Origin of the sequence: Planktothrix mougeotii LEGE 06226 (assembly GCF_015207485.1) — a bacterium.
GTDB lineage: Bacteria > Cyanobacteriota > Cyanobacteriia > Cyanobacteriales > Microcoleaceae > Planktothrix.
This window is the reverse complement of the sequence record NZ_JADEWU010000023.1, coordinates 1-13916: the sequence shown is the minus strand read 5'-3', so window position 1 is coordinate 13916 and position 13916 is coordinate 1. Positions and strand designations below refer to the sequence as shown.

At 40.4% G+C, this 13916-nt stretch carries 8 protein-coding genes; 2 read left to right on the top strand and 6 right to left on the bottom strand.

Going from position 1 to position 13916, the window contains the following annotated elements; all coding sequences use genetic code 11:
• Positions 1-92: 92 nt before the first annotated feature.
• The 6 genes from IQ236_RS12055 to ctpB all read right to left on the bottom strand — a co-directional run bounded on the left by IQ236_RS12055 (position 93) and on the right by ctpB (position 10212).
• Positions 93-2057, bottom strand: a complete 1965-nt coding sequence (locus tag IQ236_RS12055) for a glycosyltransferase family 2 protein (RefSeq protein ID WP_193869477.1) — start codon at positions 2055-2057, stop codon at positions 93-95.
• A gap of 341 nt (positions 2058-2398) precedes the next feature.
• On the bottom strand, positions 2399-4924 hold the full coding sequence (locus IQ236_RS12050; RefSeq protein WP_193869476.1) for a tetratricopeptide repeat protein: 2526 nt from the start codon (positions 4922-4924) through the stop codon (positions 2399-2401).
• Between the two features lie 141 nt (positions 4925-5065).
• Positions 5066-7837 carry a tetratricopeptide repeat protein gene (locus IQ236_RS28200; RefSeq protein WP_193869475.1) on the bottom strand — a complete coding sequence of 924 codons (2772 nt, stop codon included), beginning with the start codon at positions 7835-7837 and terminating at the stop codon, positions 5066-5068.
• A gap of 118 nt (positions 7838-7955) precedes the next feature.
• The gene (locus tag IQ236_RS12040; protein ID WP_193869474.1) at positions 7956-8324 is read right to left on the bottom strand and encodes a type II toxin-antitoxin system PemK/MazF family toxin; all 369 of its coding nucleotides are present in this window, start codon (positions 8322-8324) and stop codon (positions 7956-7958) included.
• Positions 8325-8326: 2 nt separating this feature from the next.
• Positions 8327-8557: a hypothetical protein gene (locus IQ236_RS12035; protein ID WP_193869473.1), complete on the bottom strand. Its 231-nt coding sequence runs from the start codon at positions 8555-8557 to the stop codon at positions 8327-8329.
• Between the two features lie 356 nt (positions 8558-8913).
• Positions 8914-10212 carry a carboxyl-terminal processing protease CtpB gene (gene ctpB, locus IQ236_RS12030; RefSeq protein ID WP_193869472.1) on the bottom strand — a complete coding sequence of 433 codons (1299 nt, stop codon included), beginning with the start codon at positions 10210-10212 and terminating at the stop codon, positions 8914-8916.
• Positions 10213-10639: 427 nt separating this feature from the next.
• Between ctpB and IQ236_RS12025 the strand changes: the two genes are divergently transcribed.
• Together IQ236_RS12025 and IQ236_RS12020 are read left to right on the top strand one after the other, a co-directional pair.
• The gene (locus IQ236_RS12025) at positions 10640-11539 is read left to right on the top strand and encodes a hypothetical protein (protein ID WP_228041576.1); all 900 of its coding nucleotides are present in this window, start codon (positions 10640-10642) and stop codon (positions 11537-11539) included.
• Between the two features lie 321 nt (positions 11540-11860).
• Positions 11861-13672 carry a response regulator gene (locus tag IQ236_RS12020; protein ID WP_193869471.1) on the top strand — a complete coding sequence of 604 codons (1812 nt, stop codon included), beginning with the start codon at positions 11861-11863 and terminating at the stop codon, positions 13670-13672.
• The last annotated feature ends 244 nt before the right edge of the window (positions 13673-13916 follow it).

The window sequence follows — 13916 nt, the reverse complement described above, 5'->3', positions numbered from 1 at the left end:
GCGTGCGCTTTCGCTTACACACCCTACATTTAACGGTTGATTTTTAGTTAAATCTGTTTTGGTGCGTGCGCTTTCGCTTACGCACCCTACATTTAAGGGTTGATTTTTAGTTTGACTTTTCCAAATGTAGCATAGTTTCCATCCTTTAGAATAGCTTGGAGTAACAATTCGGTTTGTTCAGATAAATTTCTGAGTTCAATAGTTTCGCAAAATCCACAAAATTCCGAATGTGGGTTTTCAGGATGTAGAGTAGCAACATCAGGACGGTAAAAATTAGCGGGAATTTCCTTAATAACTTGACCGTGATTTCCTATAATTTGAACAGCAGTTATTTTTTGCTGTTTCCCCAGTACCCAACCTTTAAAAGTAATTTGGCTGATTCCCCAAGAAGTTTTAATTTTAGGTTCATCTATTGCACAATCCTGTAATACTCTATCATCAAACTCTATGATAATATCAAAAATTTCTACTTCAGCAAATAGCCTTAAACTATAATCCGATGCGGATAACGTTAAATTAGGATTATAACAGGGATCATAGTCAACATAACGTTGCCACCTTTGTCGCATTATTGTTACTTCCTGCATAAATAGTTGTAACTTATCTAGTGTTGTATCATAACCTCGAGTTTTGGATTCATAATGATATAAAACAACATGAGGTAAATAGATATTCCGATAGCCTTGTTCAACTATTTTTAAGCATAAATCGACATCATTATAAGCTACTGCTAACTGCTCATCAAACCCACCCACTTGTTCAAAGACTTCTCGGCGACACATCAAACAAGCCCCCGTCACCGCCGAATAATTACTGATAGAAATAATTTGACCATAAGATCCGGGGTTAGTTTCCGATGCCATCTGGTGACTATGACCAGCAAAATGACCCATTCCTATCACAACCCCAGCGTGTTGAACCATTTTATCATGATACCTTAATAATGCACCCACAGCACCAATCGAACACCGTTGGGCTTGTTCTACCATAGCATCAATCCAATCAGGATGAATGACTTCAGTATCATTATTTAAGAATAACAAATAATCCCCAGTAGCTTTACTAACAGCATAGTTATTAATCTTAGAAAAATTAAAAGGGATATCTAAAGTATAATATATAAACCGATTTGGTTCTTGTGCTTGCCACTTCTCCAAAATTTCCTGAGTTTCTGCTTCTATACTGCCATTATCAATCACAATCACTTCATAATTAGGATAGATGCTCAGGGTAAAGATAGATTCCAAACAGCGATTTAAAATTATTCCTAAATCCCGAGTCGGAATAATAATACTTACCCGTTTGTAATCTAAAATTTTATAGCGGATTTGATAGTGTCCTAAATAAATCGGAACATCTTTAACAATTCCAGGTTCTCCCCTACGGTCTATTGCATCTCGCAACGCTCGTTTAGCAGTTTCATAAGCATAGGGTTTTGCAACGGTTCCTGATGTGACAGAACCGCTATGAATGCGCCAATGATAGAGAATTTTAGGAATATGAAAAATCCGATCTGTTTTTTCAGTAAATCTCAAGACTAAATCATAATCTTGACTGCCTTCATATCCGGTTCTAAAACCTCCAATTTCATTAATAATTTGCCGTCTATAAACTCCAAAATGACAGGTATACATTCGAGATAAAAACGAATCAGGACACCAATCGGGTTTAAAGAAATGTCCTGTTAATGCTCCTTTTTCATTCAGTTTATCTTCATCGGAATAAATCATATCCGCTTCAGGATGCTGATTCAGTAAGGAAACCACCTCATACAACCCATCGGGAGTGAGAACATCATCATGATCTAATAACCCAATAAATTCACCTGTTGCTAACTCTAAGGCTGAATTAGAAGTTGCTGAAATATGACCATTTTCAGTTCTAAAAATGACTTTAATTCTGCTATCTTGCTGTTGATATTCTTCTAATATCGGTTTGACATGGGAAGCCGTCGAAGCGTCATCTGCAATACACAATTCCCAATTAGAATAAACCTGATCTAATACCGATTGAATAGCTTCCCGTAGAAACGTTTCAGGGGTGTTATAAACAGGCATAATAATACTAATCAGGGGTTGATATTTGAAATCTTTCGTAGTAAGCCCTTCAGGGCTTTGAGGCGTGAACGCCTCACTACTTGTAGTAAGCCCTTCAGGGCTATAAGGCGTGAACGCCTCACTACTTGTAGTAAGCCCTTCAGGGCTATACGTGAACGCCTCACTACTTGTAGTAAGCCCTTCAGGGCTATGGCTATAAGGCGTGAACGCCTCACTACTTGTAGTAAGCCCTTCAGGGCTATAAGGCGTGAACGCCTCACTACGAATTGAATTATATTTCAACCATGCCTGATAGAGTTGTTCATATTCAGATTGAGATTGAGAGACGGAAAAGTAGGGCGTTAACCTAGCTTTTTTTTTTCCACAATTCCCTCCAATTTCTCCATCACTTCGGGATGCTCTGGGTCTAATTGCAATGCCATTTGATAGAAGACAATGGCCCCATCCAAATGATCATGATTGACTAAGGTATTTGCTAATTGAATATACAATTGAGGATCATCGGGTTTAATCTCAATGGCTTTATGATAAGCAGCAACGTGATCAGGGTTTTCTTGAATCACTTGATAATAATATCCCAAGGATTCCTGTAAATCTAATTTAGCTCGATTTCTCAACGCATCGGCGAGTTTTTCCTGAATATTGGGTAAATCAGACTGAACTTTGATTGCGCCTCGATAAGCTACAACTGCTTCTTCCCACTGTTCTAATTGAGTTAAAACTTCCCCTAAATTATAGTAAGACCAAGGAAACTGAGGATTGAGTTTAATGGCTTGTTCATAAGCAGGAATTGCCTCTTCGCAGCATTCTAATTTAACTAAGGCATCGGCTAAACTATTGTATGACCACGAATAGCTAGAATCTAAAGCGATCGCATTTTGATAAGCTGAAATTGCATCTTCCCACCGTTCTTGTTTAAAGAAAATATCGGCTAAATTGTTTTGTGTCCAAAACACAGTTGGATCAATTTCAATAGAACGATTATAAGCAATAATGGCTTCTTCAAATCGTTCCTGATCTCGCAGTAAATCCCCTAATTTTTGATAAACTTCGGCATTATTACTATCAAGTTCAGCAGATTTTTGATAAGCTTTAATTGCCTCTTCTCGTTCCCCCATTTTGGCAAGTGCATCTCCGAAACCTTTATAAGCTTCTGCATCTCCACTGGGATTCATTTGTATTCCTTGGCGCAACACTTGAACAGCATCTTGCCAATTTTCTTGTTTAACTAAAACTTTTCCTAATCCATAATAGGAAGATACTAATTTAGGATTTAAAGCAATGGATTTCTGATACAGGTTAACGGCTTCCTCTAACCGCCACTGACGATTAAAAATCTCCCCGACTTTATAATAAGCAACGGCTTGATTAGCATCTAATCCTAAAATTTGGTTATAAACTCTGATGGCATCATCCCAACATTCTTGACGGCTGAAGAAATCCGCAAATCCATAATAAAATTCTAAGCGGGATGGTTCTAATTCCAAGGCTTTTTGGTAAGCCTGAATCGCTGCATCTTGTTCTGCTTTTGTAGAATATAATTGACCTAACTGATAATAGGCTCCCGCTAACTGAGGATTTAATTTCAAGGCTTGTTGATAAGCGGCGATCGCTTCGTCTAATCGACCTTGTTTAAAGCGGGTATTTCCTAAATTAAAATGTTCTTCGGGTGTGGCTTTTTCCGGTTCTAAACTGTAGGCTTTTTCCAAGCATTGTGAGGCTTGTTCTAACTGCCCCATCTGGGTTAAAACCTTGGCAAAATTGCGATAAACCCCAGCAAAATCCGGTTTTAAATTAACCGCTTGTTGATAATAAGAAGCGGCTTTTTCTAACCGTTCTTCTTGAGCATATAAACTGCCTAAATTCGCATAAACTTCAGGATATTGGGGTTGAATTTCTAAGGCTTTGGAATAACAGCGAACCGCCGCCGACATTTCCCCTAAAATTTGCAGGGCATTGCCTTGAATTTTATACGCTTCCGCTAAATCGGGTTTTAATCGTAACGCTTTTTGACAAGCTGCGATCGCTTGATCCCATTCTTTTAAGGCACAATAAGCTTGAGCTTGTTTCAAATAGGTTTGAGGATTACTGGGATGATTCCCGACAGGTGTTGTCCCATTTTTCCCTATTGGTTGTTGCATCGCTCCGGCTAAGGTATCTTGAGGTGAAGCGACGGTCACGGTTGTTCTGGCTGTGGCAGCAGCTAAGGTATCTGAGGGAGCTTGAGGAGTATTTAACTGAATAGCTTGGCGGTAGATTTGTGTGGCTTCCTGAGCTTTACCTTGCCCTTGGAGCAGGGTTCCCAAACTTTGATGGGCTGCGGTTAAATTAGGATTGAGTTGAATTGCTGTCCGATAACAAGCTTCTGCGGCTTGTATTTCACCATACTCTGCTAACTGATGACCCAAGTTCAAATAATCTTCGGGTGACTGATTCGGTTCTAACGTAAAGGCTTGATATAGGGCTTGTGCTGATTTTTTCGGTTCGTTGAGTTGTGTCCAAACTCTGGCTAAATTTCGATAAGCGCCTGCAAAACCTGGTTTTAAGGTGACAGCTTTCTCATAACACGCAATTGCCTGTTGCCATTGTTGCGCTTTGGCGTACAGACTTCCCAAATTCCCGTGAACTTCGGCCCAATTCGGCTGAACTTGCAACGTCCGGGTATACCATTGCTGCGCCTCTTGCAGTTTCCCTTGTCGGAGTAAGATATCCGCCATCAGTTTACAACCGGGTGCATAATCAGACTGAATCTGCAACAACTGGTTGCAAGCCTTCAGCCCATCCTCGAATTGTCCTTGATTAAAATAGATTTCTGCTTGTTGATGGAGAAACTGTACACTGCGGGCGCGAATTTCGTTAGGTAACATAGTTGGTTTCAGTTCAGACACTCAATCGGGATCTTCCCAAAGCTAATTCTACTGGGTTTTGGGTTTTTGATATCAAGTTTTTGAGATTCGACTGTTAAATTTTGAGAGTGATAGCTGTACTCTACTCCTTGTCCCATACCCCTAAACCTGTTTTCTTTGTACAAATAACAGTTCTAATAACCGTTTTAAAGAAACGAGATTGACCCAAATATCCTCCGTCAAGGAATTTTGATACATTAACTCCCGTAGGGGATAGCAAGAAAAACCCTCTCCCGTTAAAGAATAATGTTCTAACCCCAAATATTGACTAATCACCCAATAATAATGGCGATTATAGTGGGGAGACACCCACTCAATGACTTGGGTTCCCGGTTGACAAAATATAATATTAGTTAAACCACTTCCATGGGCGCCCATAATCACTTTAGCTTGAGAAAACAGAGCCACTTGTTGGGAAAAGGACATGGACTCCAGTTGCACCACAACAAACCCCCAGGGATGCAACAATTCAATCACTTCGTTTTCATTCAAAACCCGACGATAGCGGGCATCTCCTCGACTAATATAAATGCGTTCAGGATAATTCATACCCCCCTTGTCATTCCTCGGCAAAAACCAACGTCGCAAGGTATCAATAGCCCAAGGTTGTAACCATCCCATATATCCAGGATATGAGGGAACAATTAGCTGTTGGGCTTGGATATGGGGAAATTGATCACTTTCTAAGATTTTAAACGTTGGAATTCCCAAACGAGTTAAGGTTTCTCGTTGAAAACTGGCTTGTTGACTATTCACTAAAAACCAATCAATTGTGTTGAAATCAATTCCACTTTGACGCAACAATTCCACCCGTGGCAAAATATCTACCATCCAATGAAAATAGACATTTCCTGACAACCCCGACAACACGGCTACTCGTCCCTCAATTTGCTGTAGGGGCGGTAATTGTTCGGTTTGAAACACTTGATGCTGCATCGGATCATAACTGGGACAACCGGGAAGAGGCGCTGGATATTCCCGTGAAACATCTGCTAATAATTGGTTATCGGGTGTGATAATGGCGATCGCTTTGCAAACCATCCAATAATTTTCTTGAGGAACAATCCAAGCTCGTCCATTGGGAATGATCGCCACAAACAAAGATGTTGAAGTAATATTGTTCTCTGATATTCCACACTTTTGAATTCCATGTCCCAAATTCTTCCAGGGGAAAGCTTCAAAGACACGTTTGAGACAAGGTTGACAGTCTAACCCCCCGCATTCTGTCGGAATTTTACCGGGATTTTTCTCCCCATTCTCTAAACCTTGGCTATTTTTTCCCTCAGAAGTCAATAATCCTGATAGAAAATAATAATGACTATCTTGTAAATTATGGTTTTTTAGCCAGATTAAGGTTGAATCACATACTTTTTGGGGCCGATTTATGACTTCAGTTCTTGCCCAGTCTTGCAGTAACCTTAATGTTAAAGGATAGTTGGAAAGTAAAGATTGAAAACCGGGCTGCTGTTGTATCTGTAAAACGGTGTTGTAGTAGTTCGCAGCCGCGTCCCAATCTTCCTGTTTTTCCAGAATTCTTCCTAATTGCAAATAAACTTCCAGCTTCTGAACAAGGGAAACCTCTGACCCCGATTTCAGTAACGTTCGAGCAATTTGATAAACGGTTAATGCAGCATTCAGTTGCTGACTTTTGAATAAACTATTGCCTAATTTTAGGTAAATTTCAATAAATTGGGGTTGAATTTGGGCAGCTTTTTGGTAGTAACTGACCGCTAGATCAAACTTGCCATAGGTTACTAACGCATTTCCGAGGTTAAGATAGGTTTGAATTAGAAAATTATCAATCGTTGTAGAATCTTTTCCGATTTCTCCATCCCACTGTTTTAAAGCCATGAGAAAATGAGCACAAGCTTGTTGGGCTAAGGACAATTCATCATCACTTGAATGTTCTTTTACCCTCTGACAATAGCCTGTTATAAATTGATGCTCTCGTAAAATAACGTTTTGAAAATACCGCAAAGCTGCATCAATTCGACCTAATTTCAGTAAGGAAGCTCCACAATCGGTGTAGGCAAATCGATTATCGGGATCTAATTCAATAACTTTTGTAAAACAATAAAATGCTGTTTCGTGTTGGTTTTGTTGTTGATAAAGTTTACCTAAATTATTATAAATAAGAGGAAAATCATCCTTGATTTTTACAGATTTATAATAGGATTGAATGGCTTCTGTAATTTTATTTTGAGCAGCAAAGACTTGACCTAAATTATTATAAATTGAATAATTATCTTTTTCTTTTTTATTATATTTTAAGGCATTATTCCAGGCTTCTATTGCTCCCGCAAAATCATCTTTCGCAAACAATAAACATCCTAAATTATTATAGGCATTCGCTAAATCGGGTTGTAACTTAATAATATATTGATAAAGGGCAATGGCTCGTTCCGTTTCTCCTAATCCCCCGTAAGCTATTGCTAAGGCAAAATAGGCATAAACATGATAGGGGTTTTGTTCTAAGGTTTTTTGATAGCAGCGAATCGCTTTTAGAACATCCCCACTCCAGGAATAAGCTTGACCTAATTGAAAATATAACGCTGTCCAATCTGGACGCAGACTTAGAGCTTTTTTATAGCAGAATAAGGCGCGATCAAATTCCCCGGTATTGCGATAAACCTGAGCTAAATAAGCATAAGCTTCAACAAAATTTGGCTCTAGTTTAATTGCCTTTTGATAAGCAGAAATGGCTTCTGGAAATAAGCTTTGAACTTCATACAAATCCCCTAAAATTTTATAAGCTTTAGCACAATCAGGATCGAGTGCGAAAATTTCCGAAAGTGTCCCATGAGCTTCCCGAACATTTCCTGCATCTACATCTGTTTCGGCTGACTGGATTAAGGTTTCAAGGCTTGAATTCACAGTTTTTTGCTGAGTATTTAAAAATGGGGATAGAAAGTTTCCACAATTATTATAACTTTGGGTGCGCCCCACTAAGCGTTGGATTTCTCCAAAATTTGTTTGAATTAAGGACGGGGTTTTAAACCCAATTTTCTGATAAATCGTATCCTAACGTTATCAAAACGACGGCTTCTAATTGGGTAATTGTTTCAGGACTAAGCTGCCCTAACTTCCGAACTAGCCGAGTTTTATCGAGCACTCGCATTTGAAAACATAGGGCTACTGAATCCTCTAGTAATCCGCCATCTCCTTGAGCAATCGCCATACAAATTGGTAATGTGGCGCGGCGTTGATTCGTTGTTAGGGGAATTGCAAGGATTGTTGTGGAGAACTGAGAAACAATATCATTTTGGAAGATGATGACAGGACGAATACCAGCTTGTTCAGAACCTTGAGTCGGATTGAGATTTGCTAACCAAACTTCTCCCCGTTGAATCAGTTTGGTCATGCTCACGCTTCCTGAGTCAGCATTGCGACATAATCATCCATTCCGGCTTCTGCAAGATTACGGTCTTCTTCGGCAAACTCAATTGCCAGGGAAACAAGTTGATTCGGGTCAAGGGCGACACGATGGCGTCGATCTCGAAATTTTAGGAAGGCAATAAAGTCAGCAACAGCATGAAGTTGCTCGTCGGTGAGACTATCGATGTCTTGCTTAAGAACGTCGCTAGTGATTGCCATCTTTGTTGAGGTCAAAGGATTTTAAACGATTGCTCAATTTATAGAATCTACTCATATCCTAGCACAAGGGTTGGAGTGCAGGGAAGTTGGGTTTCTTCTGGGCTTAGATTTTGTCCTAATGGGACTTAGACATTTTCTGGCTCTGTTCGGGATGGAAATGCTTCTAGGTTAAGAAAAAAGGTAGATCAGCAAAAACAAGCAGCAAACCCTTGTCACTATTGGGTTAATACCCATTCAAGCTGAAATCCCTTTTCTCTATCGGTTTGAAGCTATTTTTAAGGCGATTTTTGTCGAAGTCCCCATCGGACGATAGTGAAAGTAAAAGCGGATATCTTTCGGGGTGAAAGGGATTACTGTTACTTAGACTCGTTAATAGCCAGGGGGCGATTTCCTGAACCTGCGACAAGAATGGAAATCGCTTTGGCGTAGAATGGATCTTGGGCTGTCCCCACTAATTTTGGATCAGTAGCCAATTGTTTTTTCTGATCATCAGAAATATCAACTTTAATATCGGGGGTGACACCTTTATGACTAATATCCGTGCCATTAGGCGTATAGTAATGGGCAATGGTCACCGCCAATCCTGAACCATCGGAGAGGGAAAACACCGACTGTACTAAGGCTTTACCAAAGGTTTGAGTTCCCATAACCACGCCCCGTTGATTATCTTTCAACGCTCCTGCTAAAATTTCGCTGGCGCTGGCAGAATTTCCATCCACTAAAACAACAACGGGCAAATTGGTGATGGCGCTGCGGTTATTACGAATTTCCTGACTTTTGCCATTGCGATCAACGGTACTCACAATTGCTCCAGTATCCATCCACATCCGAGCAATTTCAATACTGCTACGCAATAGCCCCCCTGGATTTCCGCGTAAATCGAGGACAAATCCTTGAACTTTTTCTTTGTTTAAGGCTTCAAGGGCGGCTTGCATTTGTTCGGCTGCATGGGAATTAAATTCCCGCAGTTGAATATAACCAATTTTGCGATCGCCTTCGGTATTCAGACGATAGGTAACCGTTTCGAGTTCAATTCGGGCGCGGGTCAGCTTTAAATCAAATTCTTTGACCCCTTCGCGTCCAATGCGTAAACTCACATCGGTACCAATGGCCCCCCGAATTTTATTGGCCGCCTGTTCAACGGTCATTCCTGTAGTGGAGACTCCATCAATCGAGAGCACCTGATCCCCTGGCAAAATTCCCGCTTTCATGGCTGGAGAATTTTTAATCGGCTCAACAACCGTAACCATGCGGGTTTCTTCATCTACAGTCAGTTGCATTCCCACCCCCGTCAGTTCCCCGGCGGTTTGATTGGTTAATGCTTCGTACTGTTTGGGATCCATGAAGCGAGTGTAAGGATCTTTGAGCTTTTCCAAGGCTTTTCGGAGTTCCGCATAAGCGGCTTCACGGGAAGTATAGTTCTTACTGAGAAGTTCTTCCCGTTGAGCTTGCCAATCGACTTTGTTAAAGCTGCCATCGACAAACTCTCGATTCACAATCTGCCAAGCTTCGTCCAATACTGCTTTCGGGCTATCTTTGAGGGTGGCATTGACGCTGCTACTCCAAGCGGGCATCATGAAAGCGGTAACGGTGGCGAGTGCGCCTGTAAACAGGGCTTGACGGAACGGGGAAAAGCGTTTCACGTTCTGGTTCATTGAGTCTCCCTATATCGCTTGAGATCCTTGACTTCCAGTTTAAGTCAGGGATGAAAGCCTTGATTAGATTTTAAAGTGATCTGCTGATCAATGGCTCAGGTAAAAGGAAAAAACTGTTAAAATTAATGACTTTTACCGTTTACCTGTGGAAATTTTCTTAATTTGAGGGGGATTGAGAAAGACAAATCGGGTCTGACTCGAATCCTCTGGGTTGCTAAAATTCAGCTTTTTCAGAACTGTTGTAGCCCAAAAACCTCTAACTGCTCCTTCATTTCAGTATGTGGATTTTCCTGACTGAATTGTTTTGGTTCCAATTATAGCTTGACTGACAATGGAACGGGTAGGGTTGTCGTTACTGATGATCATAAAAATTCAGTCCCCCTGACCGATATCCTGATTCAGTGTTAAACGAGAGTTTATCAAACTCTTGTCAATTATTTATGATATAATTATAAAGGCGCGATCGATTCTGAAACATATTGTGGTTCATCTTCCAGCTAAGTTGGCTTTCTCAAAGGACTTATCCATCTTTGCCCCGATTGCGGTTGCCGGAGTCGCGTTAGCTAGTATTGTAGGACTGCAACTTTATGCTCCTGGTGGTTTAAACATTTCTGGTGTTCAATCAAAACCATCCGAGCGGATTTCGACTTCCGCAGCCCAGCAAGCCCAACAACAGGAATTAGCCCGGTTAAAATTACTGAAAACCTTACCCACCCTAGGTTATAATAACTTACTAGCTGATTGGGTTTTTTTAGGCTTTCTGCAATATTTTGGGGATGATCCCGCTCGTGAAAAAACCGATTATGAACTGTTAAATCATTATTTTGATGTGATTGTTACCCATGATCCCCTGTGGGTAGAAATGTATAACTTCCTATCTACATCGGTTTCTTTTTACCAAGCCCGACCTGATTTAACGGTTAAGTTGATAGAGCGTGGACTCAAATCCCTTTCACCGGAAAAAAATCCGAGTTCTTGGTTAGTGTGGCGAATAAAAGGCGTTGATGAATTATTATTATTAGGAGATACTCAAGCTTCGGTGAATTCTCATCAAATGGCAGCAAAATGGGCTGAGAACACACCAGATCACGCTTTTGCGCCTCGTCTACGAGAATTTGCAGAACAATTAAGTCAAGATCCTGATAATAAATTCATCCGAATTCAAAGTTGGTTGATGGTTTATTGGGCGACAGAAGATAAGTTAGTTCGCAAACGAGCCATTCAAGAATTAATGGAGTTAGGAGTTAAAATCAAAACTCAAGAGAATGGGGAATTAGAGTTTATAATTCCTCCTGAATTCCTAAAACAGCAAACAAAAAAGAAATAATTTAGAAGGGAACATGGAATTACGAATTACGAATTATGAATTACGAATTACGAATTACGAATTACGAATTACGAATAGGGGTTAGAAAATAGGGAATAGGTATCCGATAAGTAGCTTTAGTCAAAACCGTTAAAGATTGTATATTAATTTATCATTTAGAGTTTCCAGGAATCTCATGGGGGTAAGACCCTGGGGGCGATCTGAGTTAGGGAAATTTCCTAGGTTGAATCCTTAAGAATTTATGGTTAAGATCAATGATGAAATACCCTAGAGTTATAGCCCCGGTAAGAGTGATGAAACTCAGCAACGGAGGGAATATTAATGAAAATTTTGTTGGTCGAAGATGACCCCCTCACCAGTGCCGCCTTAGCTGAAATTCTTCTGGGTCATCAATATACTATTAATACGGCAACAGATGGCTTAACCACCTTAGAACTGGCTGAGAGTTTTACCTATGATTTAATTTTATTAGATATTTGTATTCCTAAACTAGATGGGATTAGTGTTTGTAAACAACTCCGCATTAAGGGATATCAAAGCCCTATCCTGTTATTAACGGCTAGAGATAGCAGTACAGATCGGGTGATGGGCTTAGATGCGGGAGCCGATGATTATGTGGTGAAGCCCTTTGATCCCGATGAATTAATGGCAAGAGTTCGGGCTTTATTGCGTCGGGGAAAATCCGTTTCTTCGGCGGTAATGACCTGGGAAAATCTTTGTTTTGACCCAATTAACAATGAAGTTAAATGTGGAGATCAGTTAATTCACTTAACCTCAAAAGAATATTGTTTATTGGAACTCTTTTTACTCAATCCTAAGCGAATTTTTAGCCGCAGGGCAATTTTAGATCGACTGTGGGATTTTGCTGAATCTCCGGGGGAAGAAACCGTGAGTACCCATATTAAATGTTTGCGTCAAAAACTCAAAGCTGCGGGAAGTGCAGACTTAATTGAAACGGTTCATGGGTTGGGATATCGGTTACGAGAACCCTCCAACCTTTCTGAGTCTAAATCGATAGTTTCTCCGACGGACTCTCGACAGCAAATTCGGGAAAAAACCGCTCAGGTTTGGCAAAGTTTTAAAGTTAAAGTTAAAGAACAAATTGCCATTTTAGAACAAGTTGCTTCTGCTTTAGTTGAAAAAAGATTAACCCCAGAACTTCAAAAACAAGCGTTACAGGAAGCTCATAAATTATCGGGATCATTGGGACTTTTTGGGTTGCGGGAAGGCTCACAAGTGGCGCGAGAACTTGAACATCTTTTAGAACATCCTCAACTAGATATTAAAGACAGTCAATTAATTTCTGATTTAGTCGCAACCCTGAGTTTAGAAGCCAGTCGAGAAACGTTATTAATTCCTTTATCTTCAGAACCCGTTGCTTATTCTCCCTTGATTTTAATTGTTGATGATGACTTAATGTTAGCAGAACAAATTCGAGTTGAAGCCAATGCTTGGGGGTTGCGAGTTGAAATTGCGACGGATCTTGCCGTTGCTCGTAAAATGATTAGTCAAAATCCTCCTAATATTATTTTACTCGATTTAACCTTTCCTAATCCTCAAGAAAGTGGTTTAACGTTATTAGCAGAACTCAGCCATCGGATTCCTCAAATCCCCGTTATTACTTTAACTGGACGGCAAAGTTTAAAGGCTCGTGTTACGGTTGCTCGTTTAGGTGTAAAGACATTTTTATCTAAACCTTTACCGGCTTATGAAATTTTAAAAGCTGTGACGGAGGTACTCTCCTTATCTCGACGGGGAAGGGGAAATCGGGTTTTGGTTGTGGATGATGATCCTGCTCTTTTGAGCTATATGAGTAACTTGTTAAATGCAATAGGTATAACTGTTACAACCCTAGAAAACCCGGAAGCTTTTTGGGATGTGCTGTTAGATTGTCATCCCGATTTATTAATATTAGATTGGGAAATGTCGGGTTTCAATGGTTTAGATCTTTGTCAAGCGGTACGCACTGATCAACGATGGCGACATCTTCCGATCATCTTTTTTTCAGCTTATACTGAGGAAAGTAGAATTGTCCAAGCATTTGCGGTGGGGGCTTCCCAATATCTAAGTAAGGACATGGGAGCCGAAGCCCTAAGCACCGAAATTTTGCGTCGTTTGCAACCCATTCCGTGATCGATGAACGTTGAAATCAAATAATTTTGGCAATTTTATCGGCTATAGCACTATACATTACAGTTGTACAAACGGGCCTAAATCAAGAGTGGCCATAGCCTGACGGGATAACTGGCTTTGACACTCCCCGCTAGTCAAGAGACGGGGATTCTTAAGAGTTCCATAAAAGAATTCTTAAAGGCGTAGTCAATGCGCCACTACTAACTCCATCAAGATTTAATCCTAATGTTGCCGATACTTTGCG

Excerpts from the sequence above, each read along its gene's own strand:
- IQ236_RS12035 (WP_193869473.1), bottom strand. The coding sequence starts at position 8,557 with ATGGCAATCACTAGCGACGTTCTTAAGCAAGACATCGATAGTCTCACC.
- IQ236_RS12040 (WP_193869474.1), bottom strand. The coding sequence starts at position 8,324 with ATGACCAAACTGATTCAACGGGGAGAAGTTTGGTTAGCAAATCTCAAT.
- IQ236_RS12055 (WP_193869477.1), bottom strand. The coding sequence starts at position 2,057 with ATGCCTGTTTATAACACCCCTGAAACGTTTCTACGGGAAGCTATTCAA.
- ctpB (WP_193869472.1), bottom strand. The coding sequence starts at position 10,212 with ATGAACCAGAACGTGAAACGCTTTTCCCCGTTCCGTCAAGCCCTGTTT.
- IQ236_RS12020 (WP_193869471.1), top strand. The coding sequence starts at position 11,861 with ATGAAAATTTTGTTGGTCGAAGATGACCCCCTCACCAGTGCCGCCTTA.
- IQ236_RS12050 (WP_193869476.1), bottom strand. The coding sequence starts at position 4,924 with ATGTTACCTAACGAAATTCGCGCCCGCAGTGTACAGTTTCTCCATCAA.